Source organism: Elioraea sp., from assembly GCF_022842375.1.
GTDB lineage: Bacteria > Pseudomonadota > Alphaproteobacteria > Acetobacterales > Acetobacteraceae > Elioraea_A.
The window spans coordinates 61,274-80,198 of sequence record NZ_JALHPR010000015.1; the positions used below are offsets into that span (position 1 = coordinate 61,274).

An 18,925-nucleotide genomic window follows, 5' to 3' on the forward strand; every position below is an offset into this window, starting at 1 on the left:
GACTCCCCCTCTCCCCCCCCGGCAGCGGCGCGTCGACGGCGTCTGCCGCACCGCGCGATGCCTCGGTCGTGCGGGTGCTGGTGTGCGACGACAGCGCCGTGATCCGGGGCCTTATCACCCGCATGCTGGAGACTGACCCCGACATCGCCGTGGTCGGGCGCGCGGGCAACGGGCGCGATGCGATCGAGGCGGTGCGGCGCAACAGGCCTGACGTGTGCGTGCTCGACATCGAGATGCCGGTGATGGACGGGCTCGCCGCCCTTCCCGAGCTCCTGAAGGTCGACCCCAGCCTGCGCGTGGTGATGGCGAGCACGCTGACGACGCGCGGCGCCGATGTGGCGATGCGCGCGCTGAAGCTTGGCGCGGCCGACTATGTGCCGAAGCCGACGACGACGGGTGAGATCGCGGGCGCGGCGTCGTTCCGCGAGGAGATCATCGCCAAGGTCAAGGGCCTCGGCCGGCAGCGCCGGCGCGCAACGCCCCACGGCATGGCGCCAACCGCTGCGCGGCCCGTCCTCATCCGGCCGGCGCCGAGCCTCGCGCGCGCCGGGTCCACGCTGCCGCCGGCCGTCCTCGCCATCGGGTCATCGACCGGCGGGCCGCAGGCCCTGTTCACGCTGTTCGCCGGCCTTGGCCGCAATTTCCCGCTGCCGATCCTGGTGACACAGCACATGCCGCCCGCGTTCACGCCGATCCTGGCCGAGCACCTGACCAAGGTCGGCGGCCCGCCCTGCGCCGAGGCGAAGGATGGCGAGGTACCGGTGGCAGGCCGCGCCTACCTCGCCCCTGGCGATACCCACCTGATCGTCAGCACCGAAGGTGGCTCTCCCCGGCTGCACCTGTCGAAATCGCCACCCGAGAATTTCTGCCGCCCCGCCGTCGACCCCATGCTGCGCAGCGCCTCGGCCGCCTATGGCGGGCGCGTGCTCGTCGTCATCCTCACCGGCATGGGCCATGACGGGCTGAAGGGCGCGCAGGCCGTCGTCTCTGCCGGCGGCCGGGTGATCGCCCAGGATGAGGCAACCTCCATCGTCTGGGGGATGCCCGGCGCGGTTGCCCAGGCCGGCGTTGCCTCGGCCATCCTTCCGATCGGCGACATCGCCGCATCCGTCACGTCAAGCATCGCCAAAGGGGCACGCGCATGAGCCAGGTTGCCTTCTCCGCTCTCGCGAGCCTGCTCCACACCCGCTCCGGCCTCGTGCTCGGGCCGGACAAGATGTACCTGGTCGAGACGCGGCTCGGGCCGCTGATGAAGCGCGAGAAGATCACCGATCTCGGCGGCCTCGTGTCGCGCATCTCGACGGCCGCCGGCGAGGTGCTGGCGCGCGAGGTGGTCGAGCTCATGACCACTAACGAAACGTTCTTCTTCCGTGACGGCAAGCCGTTCGAGCATTTCAAGACCGCGGCGATCAAGCGCATTCATGCCGCACGGCCGCCGGGACAGCCGATCCGCGTATGGTCGGCCGCCTGCTCGACCGGGCAGGAGGCCTACTCGCTCGCCATGATCGTGGCCGAGGCGAAGGCCGTGCTCGGCGACCGGAAGGTCGAGATCGTCGGCACCGATCTGTCGCGCGAGGTTCTCGCCAAGGCACGCGAGGGCGTCTACTCGCAATTCGAGGTGCAGCGCGGCCTGCCGATCCAGCTGCTCATGAAGTACTTCAAGCAGGAGGGGCAGAACTGGCGGCTCTCCGACACGATCCGCAACATGGCGAGCTTCCGCGAGGGCAACCTGCTCGGCGACCTGCGCGCGCTCGGCCGTTTCGACATCGTGTTCTGCCGCAACGTGCTGATCTACTTCGACCAGGCGACGAAGGGCCGCGTGCTGGCAACGATCGCCGGCCAGATGCCGGCTGACGGCGTGCTCTATCTCGGCGGCGCCGAGACGGTGCTCGGCATCACCGATCGCTTTGCCGCCATCAGCGGCGAGCGCGGCGTGTACGAGCCCGTCGGCGGCGCGGGATCGGGCGCGCGCACCGCCGCCGCATGACCAGGCTGGCCAGTCGCCACCGTTCGTAGCAGCATCACCCCGTCACTGACGGGGAGAGACGATCGTGGCTCTGATCGACGGCGCGCGGCTTCTGGCTGACCTGCACAGCTTGCGCGATTTCGGGCGGTTCAAGACGGGCGTTCACCGCCCGACCCTGTCTGACCAGGACATCGCGAGCCGCCGCTGGCTCGCTTCCCGGCTCGAGGCGGCAGGCCTCGAGGCGCGGATTGACGGCATCGCCTCTGTCTATGGCTTCACACGCAATGCCGGCAAGCGGCTGCTCATCGGCAGCCATCTCGAAAGTCAGAACGAGTCGGGCTGGCTCGATGGCGCGCTCGGCGTGATGTTCGGCCTCGAGGTCGCGCGCGCGCTGCCGCATCTGCCGATCGACGTTGCCGCATGGGTGGACGAGGAGGGGCATTACGGCAACTTCCTCGGCGCACGCTCCTTCCTCGGCGAGGTGACCGACAGCGAGATCGATGCGGCCGCGAACCGCACAACCCGCGAGAGCATGCGCGACGGGCTCGCCCGCGCGGGGCTTGCCGGGGTGCCCCGCGTGACGCTCGATGACGCTGACCGCTACGTCGGCTATCTCGAGGCGCATATCGAACAGGGCGATGAGCTCGAGGCGAAGGGGCTCGGCATCGGCGTCGTCACCTCGATCGTCGGCATCTGGAATTTCCGTATCCGTTTCGAGGGCGTGCAGAACCATGCCGGCACGACGCGCATGGCGATCAGGAAGGACGCGCGCGTGGCGATGACGCGGCTCGCCAACCGGATCGACGACACGTTCCCATCCGTGATCGCCGAACGCAGCGTCTGGACGATCGGGCGCATGTCGCTCGACCCCAACGCGCCGTCGATCGTGCCTGGCGGGGCGGAGATGAACGTCCAGTTCCGCGATGCCGACCCCGCCGTCCTCGACAGGCTCGAGGCGCATCTCCGTTCGCTGGTGGCCGAGGCCGACGCGGCGGGGCCGTGCCGGGTGAGCATCGCGGTCGCGGCGAAGACCATTCCCAAGGTGATGGATGGCGGGTTCCAGGACGCGCTGGCCGCTGCCGCTGGGCATCGCGCCCCGGGGTCGTGGCAGCGCATGCCCTCGGGCGCAGGCCACGACGCGCAGATGCTCGCGCTGCGCATGAAGGCGGGAATGCTGTTCGTCCCCTCGATCGGCGGTATCAGCCACCACTGGACCGAGGACACGAAGGAGGAGGACATCGTGCGTGGCTGCACCGTCCTCGCCGACGCGGCGGAGGCGATCCTTAGTCAATCATAACGCAGATCCATCGCCTTGCCGCCGAAGATGCGCCACGCAAGAACGGTGTAGGCCGCGATGATCGGCAGCACCACGAGCGCGCCGGCGAGGATGATCGAGAGGCTCTCAGGCGAGGCCGCGGCCTGCCACAGCGTCATCTTCTCCGGCACGATGTAGGGGAAGAAACTCCACGCAAGCCCGGCGAAGGAGAGGCAGAACAGGCCGACCGCGCCCCAGAACGGCAGGCGGCGCAGCGCATCCTCCGGCAGCGGCATGTGCCGCAGCAGCGCGGCAAGGCCCGCGATCAGCGCGAAGGTCGCCACCGGCATCGGCGCGAGCAGCAGGATATTGGGGAAGTCGAACCAGCGATGGAAGATCCGCTCCGACGCGATCGGGGTGGCAAGCGACACGCCGATGATGCCGAGTGCGACGCCCCACAGCGCGCGCCGCGCCCACAGCACGGCACGGCGCTGCAGCGCACCCTCGGTGCGCCAGATCAGCCAGGCAGCGCCGATGAAGGAGTACGCCACCGCAACGCCGATCGCTGAAAGGGCAGCGAAGCCGATCGCGATGATGCCTTCGTCGAAGCCGATCACGTAGCGGCCGAGCATCCAGCCCTGCGTCAGCGCCGTGAGGAGCGAGCCGCCGAAGAACGCATGGTCCCAGCGCCGCTTGTCGGCGAGTGTCGAGGCCTTTGCGCGGAACTCGAACGCCACGCCGCGCAGCGTGAGGCCGAGCAGCATGAGCGCCACGGGGAGGTAGAGTGCGGTGAGGATCGCGCCATGCGCGGTGGGGAAGGCCACGAGCAGCAGGCCGACGCCGAGCACGAGCCACGTCTCGTTCGCATCCCAGAACGGCCCGATCGAGGCGATCATCCTGTCGCGCTCCGGCTCGTCTGCCGCCTGCGGCAGGAGAAGACCGACGCCGAGGTCGAACCCGTCGAGCACGACGTAGGCGAGCACCGAGATTGCCATCAGCGCGGCGAAGACGACGGGCAGAAGCTCCGGCGGCAGGAAGGGTGTCACCGGCTCAGGCCTTGGCCGCGGGAACCGGGCGGGCGAGCGAGATCGGGTTGCCGCCGCCCTCGCCTTCCGGCAGCGCCTTGGCCTTCTTCGCGAGGCGGAACAGCGTCGCGACATAGGCCGAGAGGAGCAGCGCATAGAGCACGAGATACATCACGAGGGTGGAGAACACCGTGCCGGCAGCGATCGGGCCGACAGCCTCCGATGTCGTCAGCACGCCGGTGACGAGCCAGGGCTGGCGGCCGATCTCGGTCACGTACCAGCCGGCGAGCGTGGCCACCCAGCCGGCGAAGGTGGTGCCGACGAAGCCCCACAGCATCGGCCGCGGCAGCTCGCCGCGGCGCCAGAGGAAGTAGGCGCCGCCAAGCCCCATCGCGATCATGAGCATGCCGATGCCGACCATGATGCGGAACGCGAAGAACACCGGTGCCACGGGCGGGTGCTTGCCGACGAAATCGTTCAGGCCGGGCACCACGCCGGCCGGGTCGTGCTTGAGGATGAGCGAGGCGCCCGACGGGATCGAGATCTCGAAATGGTTGGTCCGCGCTGCCTCGTCCGGGATCGCGAACAGGATCAGCGGCACGTGCCCGCGTGTCTCCCAGTTGCCCTCCATCGCCGCGACCTTCGCCGGCTGGTACTCCAGCGTGTTGAGGCCGTGCAGGTCACCCACGAAGGCCTGCACCGGGGCGAGAACGGCGGCCATCACCACGCCGGTGCGGAGTGCGGCGGCCACATCGGGCCCGCGGTCGCCCTTCAGCCAGCGAAAGGCGGAGAGGCCGGCGATCAGGAATGCGACCGTGAGCGCCGAGGCGATCAGCATGTGTGCGAGGCGATACGGCAGGGACGGAGTGAAGACGATCGCCCACCAGTCCGTTGCGTGCGCGACACCGTCGCGCAGTTCGAAGCCCTGCGGCGTGTGCATCCAGGAGTTCAGCACGAGGATCCAGAACGCACTCATCGTCGTGCCGAAGGCGACGAGGACTGTCGCGCCCGTGTGAACCCACCCAGGCACGCGGCGGAAGCCGAACAGCATGATGCCGAGGAAGGTGGCCTCGAGGAAGAACGCCGTCAGAACCTCGTAGGCAAGCAGGGGGCCTGCGATGTTGCCGACCTTCTCCATGAAGCCCGGCCAGTTGGTGCCGAACTGGAAGCTCATGGTGATGCCGGAGACGACACCGAGCGCGAAGGAAAGCGCGAACACCTTCACCCAGAAGCGGTAGGCATCCATCCACTTCCCATCACCGGTGGCGTTGAAGCGCAGCTTGAAGAACAGCAGCACCCAGCCGAGCGCGATGGTGATGGCGGGGAACAGGATGTGGAACGAGATGTTCGCCGCGAACTGGATGCGCGCGAGAATCGTTGCGTCCATCACACGTTCTCCTTCCGCCGGGGCCGCGCGAGGGCGATGACCCTGTCCTTCACCTCCATCAGCTTCGTCACCTTCGCGCCAAGGGCGAGCAGTGCTGCGAGACGCTCGGTCTCGAGCCGCTTCACGTCGTCGTACCAGGTGGTGAGCTGTTCGATCAGGCCGTGCATCTCGGCCATCCGCGCCTGGGCGTGCCGCTCCTCGGCCGTCGCGGGCTTCTGCATCAGGAGTTCGCGGAGCACCGACAGGGTGGGGTCGACCTCGCGCTTCTTCCGCTCCTCGGCCAGCACGCGGAGGATCTGCCACACGTCGTCGGGCGTGGTGAAATGGTCGCGCCGGTCATCGGGGATGTGGCGCAGCAGCACGAGGTTCCAGGTCTGGAGCTCGCGCAGGCCCATCGAGACGTTCGACCGCGAGACGCCGAGCGCGTCGACGATCTGGTCGGCGTTCAGCGGCTCCGGCGAGACGTAGAGCAGCGCGTAGATCTGCCCGACGGTGCGATTGATGCCCCAGCTTCGGCCCATCTCGCCGAAATGCAGCACGAAGGACTGGACCAGAGGGGGGAGGTTCACCGGGGATCGCCCTTCCTGTGATTTCAGTAATTCCTGAAATCTTGATATAGGATAGGGGAAATAGGTTCAAGCCACGTAAACGAGAGGGGCGACGGGTGTCCCCGCCGCCCCTTCCGGTCATGCCCTCCGTCGCCGGGTGCGAACCTCCGGTTCGCCTGGCTCCGCGGCATAAGCCGCGGCGCCCATTCGGGCGCTCGGCACGGGCCACCGGCCCGTGCCGTTGTCTCGCCCCGGACGCTGCGCGGCCTCAGGCCTGGCTGACGAACTTCACGTTCAGATAGGCGTCCAGCCCCTCGATGCCGCCCTCGCTGCCATGGCCGCTGTCCTTGATGCCGCCGAACGGCGTCTCGGGCGTCGACACGGCGAGGCTGTTCACGCCCACCATGCCCCAGTGCAGCGCATCGGCGATCGCGGTCGCGCGCTTCTCGTCATTCGTGAAGGCGTAGGCCGCGAGCCCGTAGGCGACGCCGTTCGCACGCTCGACAACCTCGTCGAAGCTCTTGAACGGCACGATCGGCGCGATCGGGCCGAACGGCTCGTCGTTCATCACCTTCGCATCGGGCGGCACATCGGCCAGCACGGTGGGCTTGTAGAAGAAGCCCTGGTTGGCCGGGCGTTCGCCGCCGGTGGCCACCTTCGCCCCCTTCGCCTTCGCGTCCGCCACCATCGCGTCCATCGTCTCGAGGCGCCGTGCGTTGGCCATCGGGCCCATCTGCGAGGAGGGGTCGAGCCCGTCGCCGAGCTTCAGGCCGGCGGCGATCTCGGTGAAGGCCGTGAGGAACTTCGCGTACTTGCTCTCATGCACGAAGAAGCGCGTCGGGCTGATGCAGACCTGGCCCGCGTTGCGGTACTTGCCGCCCGCCGCGATCTTGGCCACCGCCTCGACGTCGACGTCATCGAACACGATCACGGGCGCGTGGCCGCCGAGTTCCATCGTGGTGCGCTTCATCGTGTCGGCCGCCATCTTCATCAGCATCTTGCCGACAGCGGTGGAGCCGGTGAACGAGATCTTCCGCACCTTCGGGTGGTTGATGAGGTAGCTCGACACCTCGGACGGCACGCCGAACACGAGGTTCAGCACGCCAGGCGGCAGCCCCGCCTCCTGCAGGCAACGGGCCATCTCGACGGCCGTGCCCGGCGTCTCCTCCGACGGCTTGAGGATGATCGAGCAGCCGGCACCCAGCGCGCCCGCGATCTTCCGCATCGGCGACACGGCGGGGAAGTTCCATGGCGCGAAGGCGGCGACGATGCCCACAGGCTCCTTCAGCACCATCTGCCGCACGCCCGCGACCCGGCCGGGGACGATGCGGCCATAGCCGCGGCGACCCTCCTCGGCATACCAGTCGAGGATGTCGATCGCGGTTGCGACCTCGGCCTTGGCCTCGGCGAGGACCTTGCCCTGCTCCAGCGTCAGCACGGTGGCGATCGCATCGAGCCGCGCGCGCATCAGGTCAGCGCCCTTGCGCATGATGCGGCAGCGCTCGTAGGCGCTCATTGCCCGCCACGTCGCGAAGCCCTTCTCGGCGGAAGCGACCGCGGCCTCGAGGTCATGCCCCGAGGCGTGCGGCAGGTCGGCGAGCGACTGCTCGGTCGCTGGGTTCACCACGGGCTCGGCCGCGGTGCCGCTGCCGCGGCTGAACTGGCCATCGATCAGCATCTCGAGGGTTGCGTACATATCGTCTCTCTCTTCGGTGTGGGTCTCGTGTCAGATGGGGATGCGGCCGCGTCAGTCGAGGACGATGCGCTCGGCGCGCACCACGTCACCCCAGCTCTTGATCGCGTCCGTCATCCACGCGGCGAAGGCGGCAGGCCCCTCGGCGCGGGCCACGCCGCCGAGTTCGACGATCCGCGGCGCGATGTCAGGCAGGGCGAGGACGCGGCGGAATGCCTCCGACAGCGCGGCGACCGTGGCCGGGGGCGTGCCGCCCGTCGTCACGATGCCCTGCCAGGTGCCGCTGTCGACCAGCGTGGGCGGCAGGCGCATCTCGCCGAAGCTCGGCGTGTCCGGCAGCGCGGCGAGCCGCGGCGTGCCGGAGACCGCGATGCCCTTCATCTGCCCCTGCACCACGAAGGGCTGCGTGGCCGTGGCACCGTTCAGCAGCACCTGGCACTCGTTCTGGACAACTGCGCGGATCGCCGCCGCCCCGCCGCGGTAGGGAACGTAGGACCAGGTGATGCCGAAATGCCTGGCGAACACGATCGCGGTCAGGTGGTTCGCCGCACCGACGCCGCTGTGGGCGACGTTGAGCTTGTCCGGGTTCGCCTTCGCATAGGCGACGAGTTCCGCCACGGTCGTTGCCGGGACGGAGGGGTGCAGCGCCATGATGTAGGGCGCGAACAGCACCATCGTGACGGGGGCCAGGTCCTTCGTGACGTCGAAGGAGAGCTTGCTGAACAGCGCCGGCGCGGTGGCGAGGCTGCCGACATCGGTGAGCAGCAGGGTGTGGCCGTCGGGCTGCGCCTTGGCGACGAAATCGGCGCCGATGTTGCCGTTCGCCCCCGGCTTGTTCTCGACGACCACGTTCTGGCCCAGTGCCTCTGTCAGCTTCGGCGCCATGAGCCGTGCGAGAATGTCGCTGGTGCCGCCCGGGGCGAAGGGCACGACGAGGCGGAGCGGGCGGTTGAACTGGGCGCGCGCCGGAGCGCCGAGGGAGAGGGCGGGCGCGGCTGCGAGGGCGCCGAGCAGGGTGCGACGGGTTGTCATGGACGCGGTCCTTCCAGAGCCTTGCCGTTTCTTGCGACAGATGTTTATGGGCGGCACGCTAGGGGTGTCGTGTGGGTGCAGCAAGGGGTGGGGGCCTCGGTGGGCCATCCTGCTGGGCTGCTTGAAGGTCTCTTGCAATGCGGATCGGTCTGCGTATAGTCCGCGGCCTTCGGTTGGCCCAGCCAGCCGGATGGAGCGCGGGCGTAGCTCAGGGGTAGAGCACAACCTTGCCAAGGTTGGGGTCGAGGGTTCGAATCCCTTCGCCCGCTCCAGTCACCTCACACAACTCAGTCTCTCCGACGCTGCCGAGCGTGAGGGACCGCAGGGTCTTTGGGCCTTTCGCGGGCGACCTTGATGGTGCGCTCGCGCAACGGCTTCCCGTTTCTCTCCGCAGAGGCGGAAAACTCTCCGAACCTTGAGGGTGTGGCGATTTGGCCAACAAGGTTTAGTGCATTGATCGGGAACGATTTTTCGCACGGCAAACTCGTTGGGAGTTGAAGAACCGACTGCTCCGGCAATCAGTCAACATTGATCAATTCGTCGGCCATCACGTTGGGCCGAGCAACGCTTGTTTCCGATCGCTGCCGTAGACCGCTCAAGAACCTCGCGACTGGGGGATGCGGGCTCCAGCACGTGGCGCTGATCAGTCCAGGATAGGGGAACCGCAGCAGGTTGCCGCTGGAGATCAAGGTGATAGCCGCCGGCTCCGTCCAGAAGGCCTTCGACGATGTCCGGGGCCAAAAGCGTCAGCCTAAGCAGCGATCCGAGATAACCCCGCTCGATCTTCTCGGCCGCTGCCATTTCGCTGATGGACGCGTAGCGACCCTCGTCGAGCATCCGTTGGTAACGGAAGGCGCGTGCGAGCGCCTTCAGCAGTGTCGGATCCGCGCGCGCGGAGGTGAGTGTTGGCAGCCCATTGATGACCGGCATCACGACGGTCTTGCGCCCCGCGCGCCGCTTGATGCTCAGCGGTACGCGGACGGTGACGTGGCTGGGACCGCTCACGCTATGCGCTCCTGCTTGACCACGGATGACGCCCCCGATGTGACGGGCTCGACGTAATTGCGGGGGCCACGTCAGGCCCCAGCCACCTCACGAATGTGCCCGTCTGAGGGCGTCCATCTCGTCGAGATAATCGAGGTGACTTAGGTCATCCTTGTGCTTCTCGATCCAGGCTTCCGGACGCTGCAGAATGTTCGCGACCTCATCATCCTTTGCGCAGCGGTGCCATTCTTCAAAGGCCACGCGCTCTCCGAGGCTATCCCAGGCACAGATCATCGTGCGATCCGTGCCACGCGCGACGGTGACGTCAATTCGGCCAACTGTGCGACGGTACATCATTGGTCGGTTTCCTTTTGCGAGAACGATGGAGGGACACAAGCGAGATTGAGCGGACGCTGGCTGCGACCGCGCGACGCGCCGTGGCGCAGCCGACGAGTGGCGAACGCTCACGGCCGTAATGTCGGGCAATGATCATGCGGCCGCCCTCGCCGCTGCAGACGTTTCGACAGCGAGGTCGCGGACGAGTCCGTCCAGGCCCTCGACACGGAGCGTGATGTCTGCACCGTCGTGGCCGACCGTGACGCGTTCTACTAGGAGGCGAACGATCCGCTGCTGTTCGGACGGGCACAACTCGTCCCAGAGCGGCGTGAGATGGCTCAGCGCCTCGCGAACCTCGCGCTCGGTGAGGTCAGGGATATCCCTTCGACCCGCCTGCCACGTGCCTACCACGATCTCAGGCTGCAGCAGCATCGCGCGAAGCTGTGTCATCACCGCCCCCTCGATCTCCGCCGCCGAGATACGCCGAACGATGCTGTCGTCGGGGTCGCCCTTCAGCGCGCGCTGCGCCACGTAGTAGCGATAGAGTCGTCCTCGCTTGCGTGCGTGGGTTGGCGAGAGTGCCCGGCCGTCCGTGCCGAAGATCAGCCCCTTCAGCAGCGCCGGCTCCTGCTGGCGGTTGGCGGCGGCGCGCTTGCGCGGGCTCACTTGCAGGATGGCGTGCACCCGGTCCCACAGTTCCCGCGGCACGATTGCTTCGTGCTCGCCGGGATAGATGCTCCCCTTGTGCACGACCTCGCCGAGATAGGTGCGGAGGTTCAGGATCTTGTAGACATCGCCCTTGTCCAGCGCCCGCCCAGACTTCGCCGTGATGCCCTCCGCCCGCAGCTGCCGGACCGTCTCGACGCCAGAGCCCGTCTCCACGAAAAGGGTGAACACCCGGAGCACGCGCGCCGCTTCGTCCTCGTCAGGGATCAGCTTGCGGTTCTCGACGCGGTATCCGAGCGGCACCTTGCCGCCCATCCACATCCCCCGCGCCTTCGACGCAGCGACCTTGTCGCGGATGCGTTCGCCGATCACCTCGCGCTCGAACTGGGCGAAGCTCAGCAGGATGTTCAGCGTCAGCCGCCCCATGCTCGTGGTGGTGTTGAAGCTCTGCGTCACGGACACGAACGTCACGCCGTGCGCGTCGAACACTTCCACCAGCTTGGCGAAGTCCATGAGGGAGCGGCTGAGACGGTCGATCTTGTACACGACGATGACGTCGACCAATCCGGCACGGATGTCGTCGAGGAGCCGCTTTAGCGCTGGCCGTTCCAGCGTGCCCCCCGAGAAGCCACCGTCGTCGTAGCGATCGCGGACGAGCGTCCATCCCTCTGCGCGCTGGCTGGCGATATAGGCCTCGCAGGCCTCACGCTGCGCGTCGAGGGTGTTGAACTCCTTCTCCAGCCCCTCGTCGGTGCTCTTCCGCGTGTAGACCGCGCAGCGCTTCCGCGTGACCGAGGCCGGCAGGTCGGCAAGCGTGCGCCGGCTCATGCGCGCCCGCCCGGCTGCCGCAGCCCGAAGAACACCCACCCGTTCCAGCGCGTGCCGGTGATATGCCGAGCGATCGCCGACAGGCTCTGGTAGGGCCGCCCCTGGTACTCGAAGTCATCGGGGCGGACGGTGACGACATGCTCGACGCCGTCGTACTCGCGCACCAGCCGCGTGCCTGGCAGCGGCCGGCTGTCGGCGCGGATCCGGCGCAGCACCACGTTGCCGCCGTCGAGCTGCTCGCCGAGCGCCTCGAGCCTCGCCCGCGTCTCCGGCTTCAGCCCGCCATAGGCCAGCTCCTGGATCCGATACGCCAGCCGGCTCTCGATGTAGCTGCGGCTGAAGGGCGGTGGCTCCTTGCCGAACAGCTCCCGCCACTGCTGCTTCAGGTCACCAATCGGCGCGGTCTTCAGCGCCGCCAGTCGCGGCAGCACCTGCGTCTTCGGGATCGCCGGGATCACCAGTGCCTCCGGCACTTGCTTCGTCGATCGCTTCGTCATGCGTCCTCCGTCTCTTGAGGGTTCGCATGACGGCGCTGCCGGGCGGTGGAGTGGAGAGAACTCTCTCCCGTCCACCAAGGCTCTGCGTCGATCTCGGCGATGCTGCGGCTCCGCAGCCGCACCATCCCGCGCGCCAGTGTGTCCCGGCGGTGGAGAGCCAACGGATCATGATCAGCACCGATCGGCGCGGCGGCGCAGATGCTTATCGCCGCGCGCGGGGTTCGTTCTGCGATGTGCGTCATCGTGATCATGGGAGAGACGATGACGAGACGCAGCGCGCTTGGGGAGCGCGATCTTGTAGCGCGCGAAGGGATGCGAAAACAAAGGTAGCCGTGCGTAGTGGAGCGGAAACGACGCAGAGGGGCGTTCCGATCCGACTCGGCGCTGCGCGACGGCACAATGTGCGGCTGCGGTGCCAGCAAGGCTTTGGGCATGTGACCTCCGGCGCGTGATCTCCTGACTCCTATTTACGGATTGGCGGCGCAACCTTCTCACGCACCTGGCGTCGTCGCTGCGCGGCCGTGCGCTGCATACCGCAGACCTTGTGACCAGAGAGAGGCGGTTCGTGTGTTCGATTGCTCCCCCAATTCAATTCACGAATATTCTCCAACAACAGCAAATTCGTTTTCGCACCCAGTCGCTTTTGCTAAGCAATACAAGTCACGAACCCACGCACTCCACTACACAAGCACAATGATACTTGCCTTAAACCCATAAGCGGCCTACTTTTGGGAACCTCGCATCGCTGGGTGATGAACACAGCCCACCTGATCGAGGCCTCCAGACAATCCCATCGGACGACCCTGCATGCGCGCATCGCCGCACGCCGCAATCGTCGGTCCTCAGAACGATCTGCGTGAGCTCCGGCTTGCGTTGATCAGCAACTGGCCTGCGCTGCTGCGCGATCTGCTCGGCGAGCCGACGCGACGCACAGCGCGGCAGTGGCGGTGGAACCGACGAGGCAGCTTCTCGGCCGTCGTCGGTGGCCCGAAGGTCGGCACGTGGTTCGACCACGAGTCGGCCTGCGGCGGGGGGCCACTCGAGCTGATCTCGCGCCTGCGCGGTGGTGACTGGCGTGAAGCGGCAGATTGGGCGCGTCGCTGGCTTGGCATGCCGGCGTGGGAGCGGGCGAACCCGCGTGCCGGACGCGGTGACGCCACGACCGAGCTCACGATCGCTGCTGACACCGAGATCAGCGCCGCCGAGTCATTGGAAGAACGGCGCCGGTACAGCGCCCGGCGTCTTGCCTCCGCAGCCTGGGAACGCGCGACACCAGCGGATGCCTCGCATGGCTATCTGCAGCGCAAGGGCATCGGCCCACACGGGGCGCGCATCGAGACCATGGATGTGCTGATCGTGCCGCTGGTGGATCTCGATGGCACCATCCACACGCTGCAGCGCATCTACGAGGACGGCACCAAGCGCTTCCTCCCTGGTGGCGCCAAGGCCGGGCACTTCACGCCGATCGGCGGCCCGCTCGCCGATGCAGAGACGATCCTCATCTGCGAGGGATGGGCAACGGGCGCGACGGCGCATGAGGCAACTGGCCTGCCGGTCGTCGCCGCGATGGATGCCGGCAATCTCAAACGCGTCGCCGCAAGCCTGCGCGAGCGCTTCCCAGCGACGCGTTTGATCATCCTGGCAGACAACGACGTAAAGCCTGGTCGCGTGGCGAACCCGGGCGTGCAGGCTGCGATGGCGGCTGCGCGCGCCAGCAAGGCGCTCGTCGCTGTTCCCCCTGAGCCCGGCGACTTCAACGACTTCGCCGCCGTGCACGGCCTGGAGGCGGTGCGCACTGTGATCGCGGCCGCAGAGCCGCCTCCTGAGCCTATGCCGAGCTATCCGCGCGCGACGCTGGACGTGGCGATGGCGCGAGCACGCCTCGAGGACCAGATCACCGCGTTCATGGCCGAGGTCGCGGCGTACTGGAGCATCGATCCACTGGACGCTGAGCTTGCGCCGGATCCTGGACCTCCCGCCTGGGCGGCGCTGATCGGCGCGGAGGCCGTGCCAGAGGCGGCATGCTGCTAGACTTCAACGCCGCTCCGCTCCCGCCACGCCTGGCCCTGCCGATTGGCGTCGGCCTCGGGAAGACCACCGCCATGCAGCGTGGCCTCGTGGCGCTGCTGCAGAGTGGGGCTCTGCGCGGCAGGACGGTGGTGATCGGCGTGCCGCGGCATGATCTCGCGGAGGAGCTGCGCAAGGCCTTCGAGAAGCTCGGCGTCGAAGCTTGTGTCTGGAAGGGACGTAACGCGCCAGACCCGCGGCCAGGCGAGCCGGATCGGCTGATGTGTCTTGATCCGTCGGCACCGTTTGACGCGATGGAGGTGGAACGCGTCGTCGAGACCACGAGCTGCAAGGTCACGCGCAACGGCGAAACCAAGAAGTGTGCGTTCTTCGACCAGTGCGGATACCAGGCCCAGAAGGGGCCGCTGCGTCGCGCTGACGTGGTGATCACCGCCCACGACACGCTGTTCCACCAGGCGCCGCGCGAACTCGGCGGCGTGGGCCTGCTGGTGCTCGATGAGAGTTTCTGGTCAGCCGGCCTGCGCGGCATGGACGGCAAGGCCCTGCTGACCCTGGACGGGCTTCGCCCGCATCTCGGCACGGTGCTCTGCTGGACGCCGCGCAACACGGAGAACTGGGATGCCACCTCAGACCTCTATGCGGCGCGCGAGAAGCTCACGGGCGTGCTCGTCGCCGCCCCCAACGGCCCGCTGTCAGTCGCGGCCCTGCGGGCAGCCGGGCTGACACCAGAAATCTGCCGTGAAGCCGCGGCGAACGAGCATCGTCGCCTGAGGAACCCCGGCCTGCTGCCGGGGATGGATCCGGCTGAGCGCCGTCGGCGGATCGCCAGCGTCCTTCCGAAAGAGAACGAGCCCTGGGCGCCGCCGAACCGTGCGGCCGCAATCTGGATGCTCATCGCCGAAGCGCTGGAGAATGATCACGACGTTGCCGGTGCCGTTGTCTGCGACGTCCCGACCGAGAATGGGACGGTTCGGTCGCTGCGACTAAAATGGCGGGCAGGCTTGCTCAAGTCCTGGGGCGGAGAAGGCCCGGTGCTGCATCTGGATGCGACGCTGCGCCCGGAACTCGTCACACCCTTCCTGCCGGACATCACCATCGCTGACCCTGTGCACGCGCGAGAGCCGCATGTGCGGGTGCGCCAGGTGCTTGGCGCCCCCACCAGTGCCAAGGCGCTGACACCCGACGACAACGCGCCGGAGCGTGACAAGAGAAGCGCTGTTCTGCGCCTGCGAGAAATCGGCGCCCTGATCGCGCTCCGTGCACGCGCGCTGCGCGGCCAGGGGCGATCCGGCACGGACCTGCTGGTGATCGGGCAGAAGGCTGCGATGGATGCGCTGCGGACCCGTAGGCTGCCAACCAATGCCGAGGCCGTGCACTTCAACGCACTCAGCGGCCTCGATCGTTGGCGTGATGTTGCGGGCATGATGGTGTTCGGCCGCACACTGCCCGCACCAGTGACGGTCGAGGCGCTGGCGGCGGCGTTGACTAACCGCCCGCCAGTGACCTGCGACGGCGATGGCGCGTGGTGGTACGCCCGGGTGGAACGGCGCATCGCGCTCGCGGCAGGTGGTGTTCACAGCATCGCGGGCGAGGAGCATCAGGACCCCACTGCCGAGGCCGCACGCTGGGCCATCTGCGAGGGCGAGCTTGTGCAGGCCATCGGGCGCGGCCGCGGCGTCAATCGCTCGGCCGAGACGCCGCTTGAGATCGATCTGCTGACCGACGTCGTGCTGCCGATCGAGGTCCATGAGGTGCTGACGTGGGACGAGGTTCGGCCAACCGACCACGACATCATGGCGTCCACCGGGGTGGCCCTCGAGAACGCAGCCGATATGGCCAAAGCGTTCCCTGAGCTGTGGCCGACCAGGGAGGCGGCCAAGAGGCAGAACCAGAGGAGGGGGACACATTGCTATTATAGAGATCTCTCTAATAGCAGATTGTCCCCCTCCTCCTCGGTTGTGACCTACCGGCCGGCCGGGGCCGGCCAGAAGGACCGGCAGGCGCGGTTCGATCTCTCGCTCATCCCCGATCCGCATGCCTGGCTCGAAGCGCGCCTTGGGCCGCTCGCCCACGTCGAGATGCTCGGTGCCGAGGCGGTAGGCGAAGCGACGGATGCGGCCAGCGCCAGTGACCTCGGTGTCCGGCTCATCGCACTCGGCGAGCGCCTCGATGCGGCCCTGAAGCAGCGCCTCGACCGAGATCGCGCCCGCCTCGCGCTGCTCGCCTTCAGACATGAAGCCGCGGGTCCACACCCGGCCGCGGCCTGACCAGCGTCGCCTCGCGCGGCGCATCCATCACCAGCAAGGAGAAGATGATGATCGACGATCGCATCGTCGTGTACCGAGCCGGCGCCTTCACAACCGAGCCCCATCCGCCCTGGCTGATCGAGATCCATCGAATTGCCAACGAGCGACGGGATTGGAAAGCCGCAGTGCGCGCGGTCCTGCCGCGTGTCACTGCGCATCTGGTTATCGGCTATGACTTTTTCCCTCTCGGCGAGCTGCACGCGGATTACACGCCTTGCGGCGGGCAGTACGTGCAACTCAGCGACGGTGAAGCCATGTTCGCGGAGGTCTGGGTGCCAGACCCAGCAGACTGGCTGCCTTTCAGCACAACCTACATCGAGCCCTTCATGCTGACGCGCGCAACGCTGCATCAGGCGGACAAGATCGATCGTCTTGGCAACGCGCTGATCGCATTCGCGCGGCATGGCGAGGGCAAGCACATCGATCGCGACACGGGCGAGTCACGCATCGACCATCGCGAGGACTGGGAACGCCGCAAGCGTGAGCAGGCAGCCGAGCGTGCATCCGTCGCCTCGAACACCTGAAGGGAACTGATCATGACCAACAAGCGCAAGCGCGGGACCACGCCGCGCGAGGATCTCTCCAAGCCATCACGGTGGCGGCTCCAGCATGGGGCCGTCACCCCGCCAGAGCGTGGCGCCGACCCGGACACGGGGATGCCCGTCTTGCGGCGACGTGCAGTCGATACGCTCGGCATGCTCCTCGAGAACGGTTCCATCACGCCTGAGATGCACGACGCTGCCGCGATCTTCCGCGCCCACTTTCGCGCGGCCGCGCTCGACGGCATGCGGACGATGCCGCTCATCCGGATCCCTCGCAGCACCAGCGACACGCTGACCGAGCGTCGCGTGAGCGCGCGGGAGAAGGTCTCGGCAGCCATCGCACAGGTCGGTGGCATGATGAGCCCCGGTGGCATGTGCCTGTGGCACGTCGTCGGGCTCGAGTGCTCCATCCGTGAGTGGGCGATGCAGGAGGGATGGAATGGCAGGGCGCTCGTGCCAGCGCACGGCCAGGGCATCCTCGTCTGCGCACTCGGTGCTCTCGCTGAGCACTACGGCCTTACCCCGCGCACCAAGCGTGGATTCAGCCCACCCGCCCCCTCGGCGCCCGCACCATCGCCTGAACCTGCTAGCGCTTCGCTGAGCTAACCACAGCGGTTCGCCAGACGAGGAGGAGGGGGACAAACTGCTATTGTAGGCATCCCTATAATAGCAGTTTGTCCCCCTCCTCCCGTTCTGGCCCGGCCTGGCGGGCTTGATGGCCGCGAGGCCATGGTTCCTTCCTGGGCCTGTCGTATGCGGGGGGCAGGAGCGCGGGACTTCGCTAGCGTCAGGCGCAAAACGAGGTTGCCAGGTTGCCAGGTTGCCAGGTTTCCAAAGGCAGCGCTGACCCAGGATTGCGCAGAGAGCGCATGATCGTCTCGGAGGCGGCCCGCGATGCCTGAGCGCATTGCTTCAGCGCGGGAGGTTGCCCGTAGGCTTGGGCTCTCGCACACCGCGATCCAGAAGGCTGAGCAGGTCGGACGAATCACTCGCGAGCACGATGGTGCGTGGGATCTCGAGCGGGTGCGGCGTGATCTCGCGGCGACGGCAGACCCCAGTCGCTCGCGCCTTGCGCAACAGAGCGAGACCTCGCCGCTCGCTCGCCTGACGATCGCGAGGCTTGCGCTCGGCGTCGAGGCTCAGCGTCTCGCGCTCGATCAGGCCAAGGGAAAGCTGATCGACATGCCTTCCGCCAACGCGCGCATCGACGAGGTCGCCGGGGCCATGCGCGATGCGCTGCTGAACTGGCCGGCCCGCGTTTCTGGTCAGATCGCCGCGGAGATTGGACGCGACCCACATCTCGTGCAGACGCTGCTCCATGAGCAGATCACCGCGCTGCTCGCGGAGATTGCGGATCGGTTCGATCCACCGCAGGGAGAGGGTGAGGTAGCAATGCGGCCGCCAGCTGGTGCGTAGCAAACGCCAAGTGATGACGCCCCATCCAGTGATCATGGAATGATCGACGCGGCCTTAAGAACGCAATCTTCTGATCGTCTGATCCGCTTGGCTCGTCTGCGCCGCAGCGCGAATGGTGCGTCACGCGCAGAGCATCGCGCAGCACCAGACGGAGACGACGATGACCGACCGCGAAGCCCGCGCTGCCCTGAACCAGCAGAAGAGCCTCAAGGCCTTCCTCGCGAAGAAGGCGGAGTTCGACGCCCTGCTCGCCGACCTGCAGCAGATGAGCGCAGATCATTTCGGCGCGGACCCGGGGGCGGTGCTCTGGGGCGAGGCAGCGAACCTCGATCACTGGAACAGCCGGCTGCGCCAGGTCACCGACGCCTACTTCAAGCGAGGCGAATTCGCCCCCTGACGCGGGCCCTTCCCGCACT

General features: G+C 67.5%; 19 protein-coding genes and 1 tRNA gene. 9 read left to right on the top strand and 11 right to left on the bottom strand.

The annotated features are described in order from the left end of the window. The first annotated feature begins 68 nt into the window (after positions 1–68). The 3 genes from Q0C38_RS13810 to Q0C38_RS13820 all read left to right on the top strand — a co-directional run bounded on the left by Q0C38_RS13810 (position 69) and on the right by Q0C38_RS13820 (position 3,263). Positions 69–1,145, top strand: coding sequence for a chemotaxis response regulator protein-glutamate methylesterase (locus Q0C38_RS13810; protein WP_291297729.1), 1,077 nt, complete (start codon positions 69–71; stop codon positions 1,143–1,145). After that, positions 1,142–1,987 carry a protein-glutamate O-methyltransferase CheR gene (locus tag Q0C38_RS13815; protein WP_291297686.1) on the top strand — a complete coding sequence of 282 codons (846 nt, stop codon included), beginning with the start codon at positions 1,142–1,144 and terminating at the stop codon, positions 1,985–1,987. The genes Q0C38_RS13810 and Q0C38_RS13815 overlap by 4 nt, the downstream gene beginning before the upstream one ends. A 64-nt stretch (positions 1,988–2,051) precedes the next feature. Continuing rightward, a complete protein-coding gene (locus Q0C38_RS13820) occupies positions 2,052–3,263 on the top strand; it encodes a hydantoinase/carbamoylase family amidase (RefSeq protein WP_291297687.1) in 1,212 nt (403 codons plus the stop codon). Here Q0C38_RS13820 and Q0C38_RS13825 read toward each other — a convergent pair. From Q0C38_RS13825 to Q0C38_RS13845, 5 genes are all read right to left on the bottom strand, one after another. Then, a complete protein-coding gene (locus Q0C38_RS13825; protein ID WP_291297688.1) occupies positions 3,254–4,267 on the bottom strand; it encodes a cytochrome d ubiquinol oxidase subunit II in 1,014 nt (337 codons plus the stop codon). The two genes, Q0C38_RS13820 and Q0C38_RS13825, sit on opposite strands and share 10 nt — an antisense overlap. A gap of 4 nt (positions 4,268–4,271) precedes the next feature. After that, positions 4,272–5,633: a cytochrome ubiquinol oxidase subunit I gene (locus Q0C38_RS13830; RefSeq protein WP_291297689.1), complete on the bottom strand. Its 1,362-nt coding sequence runs from the start codon at positions 5,631–5,633 to the stop codon at positions 4,272–4,274. Next, on the bottom strand, positions 5,633–6,202 hold the full coding sequence (locus Q0C38_RS13835; protein WP_291297690.1) for a GbsR/MarR family transcriptional regulator: 570 nt from the start codon (positions 6,200–6,202) through the stop codon (positions 5,633–5,635). The genes Q0C38_RS13830 and Q0C38_RS13835 overlap by 1 nt, the downstream gene beginning before the upstream one ends. Positions 6,203–6,449: 247 nt before the next feature. Further along, positions 6,450–7,877 carry an NAD-dependent succinate-semialdehyde dehydrogenase gene (locus tag Q0C38_RS13840; RefSeq protein WP_291297691.1) on the bottom strand — a complete coding sequence of 476 codons (1,428 nt, stop codon included), beginning with the start codon at positions 7,875–7,877 and terminating at the stop codon, positions 6,450–6,452. A gap of 51 nt (positions 7,878–7,928) precedes the next feature. Then, on the bottom strand, positions 7,929–8,906 hold the full coding sequence (locus Q0C38_RS13845; RefSeq protein ID WP_291297692.1) for a tripartite tricarboxylate transporter substrate binding protein: 978 nt from the start codon (positions 8,904–8,906) through the stop codon (positions 7,929–7,931). Positions 8,907–9,103: 197 nt separating this feature from the next. Between Q0C38_RS13845 and Q0C38_RS13850 the strand changes: the two genes are divergently transcribed. After that, positions 9,104–9,178 (top strand) — tRNA-Gly (locus tag Q0C38_RS13850). Positions 9,179–9,428: 250 nt separating this feature from the next. Here the strand turns inward: Q0C38_RS13850 and Q0C38_RS13855 are convergent. The 5 genes from Q0C38_RS13855 to Q0C38_RS13875 all read right to left on the bottom strand — a co-directional run bounded on the left by Q0C38_RS13855 (position 9,429) and on the right by Q0C38_RS13875 (position 12,468). Continuing rightward, positions 9,429–9,911 (bottom strand): hypothetical protein, encoded by a 483-nt coding sequence (locus Q0C38_RS13855; RefSeq protein ID WP_291297693.1) that lies wholly within the window; start codon positions 9,909–9,911, stop codon positions 9,429–9,431. An 87-nt stretch (positions 9,912–9,998) separates the two neighbouring features. Beyond that, positions 9,999–10,247 carry a hypothetical protein gene (locus tag Q0C38_RS13860; RefSeq protein WP_291297694.1) on the bottom strand — a complete coding sequence of 83 codons (249 nt, stop codon included), beginning with the start codon at positions 10,245–10,247 and terminating at the stop codon, positions 9,999–10,001. Between the two features lie 132 nt (positions 10,248–10,379). After that, on the bottom strand, positions 10,380–11,720 hold the full coding sequence (locus tag Q0C38_RS13865) for a recombinase family protein (RefSeq protein ID WP_291297695.1): 1,341 nt from the start codon (positions 11,718–11,720) through the stop codon (positions 10,380–10,382). Then, positions 11,717–12,217 carry a DUF2924 domain-containing protein gene (locus Q0C38_RS13870; RefSeq protein WP_291297696.1) on the bottom strand — a complete coding sequence of 167 codons (501 nt, stop codon included), beginning with the start codon at positions 12,215–12,217 and terminating at the stop codon, positions 11,717–11,719. The genes Q0C38_RS13865 and Q0C38_RS13870 overlap by 4 nt, the downstream gene beginning before the upstream one ends. Next, positions 12,214–12,468 carry a hypothetical protein gene (locus tag Q0C38_RS13875; protein WP_291297697.1) on the bottom strand — a complete coding sequence of 85 codons (255 nt, stop codon included), beginning with the start codon at positions 12,466–12,468 and terminating at the stop codon, positions 12,214–12,216. Before Q0C38_RS13875 ends, Q0C38_RS13870 begins: the two co-directional genes overlap by 4 nt. 556 nt (positions 12,469–13,024) lie before the next feature. On the opposite strand from Q0C38_RS13875, the gene Q0C38_RS13880 reads away from it, so the two are divergent. The 4 genes from Q0C38_RS13880 to Q0C38_RS13895 are packed head-to-tail and all read left to right on the top strand — an operon-like array spanning position 13,025 to position 17,699. After that, positions 13,025–14,248: a toprim domain-containing protein gene (locus Q0C38_RS13880; RefSeq protein ID WP_291297698.1), complete on the top strand. Its 1,224-nt coding sequence runs from the start codon at positions 13,025–13,027 to the stop codon at positions 14,246–14,248. Next, positions 14,239–16,512: a hypothetical protein gene (locus tag Q0C38_RS13885; RefSeq protein WP_291297699.1), complete on the top strand. Its 2,274-nt coding sequence runs from the start codon at positions 14,239–14,241 to the stop codon at positions 16,510–16,512. The genes Q0C38_RS13880 and Q0C38_RS13885 overlap by 10 nt, the downstream gene beginning before the upstream one ends. 47 nt (positions 16,513–16,559) lie before the next feature. Next, positions 16,560–17,075, top strand: coding sequence for a hypothetical protein (locus Q0C38_RS13890; protein WP_291297700.1), 516 nt, complete (start codon positions 16,560–16,562; stop codon positions 17,073–17,075). Positions 17,076–17,087: 12 nt separating this feature from the next. Beyond that, positions 17,088–17,699 carry a DUF6456 domain-containing protein gene (locus tag Q0C38_RS13895; RefSeq protein WP_291297701.1) on the top strand — a complete coding sequence of 204 codons (612 nt, stop codon included), beginning with the start codon at positions 17,088–17,090 and terminating at the stop codon, positions 17,697–17,699. Between the two features lie 306 nt (positions 17,700–18,005). Here the strand turns inward: Q0C38_RS13895 and Q0C38_RS13900 are convergent, their stop codons facing one another. Beyond that, on the bottom strand, positions 18,006–18,545 hold the full coding sequence (locus Q0C38_RS13900; protein WP_291297702.1) for a hypothetical protein: 540 nt from the start codon (positions 18,543–18,545) through the stop codon (positions 18,006–18,008). Between the two features lie 124 nt (positions 18,546–18,669). On the opposite strand from Q0C38_RS13900, the gene Q0C38_RS13905 reads away from it, so the two are divergent. Continuing rightward, positions 18,670–18,906: a hypothetical protein gene (locus Q0C38_RS13905; RefSeq protein WP_291297703.1), complete on the top strand. Its 237-nt coding sequence runs from the start codon at positions 18,670–18,672 to the stop codon at positions 18,904–18,906. The last annotated feature ends 19 nt before the right edge of the window (positions 18,907–18,925 follow it).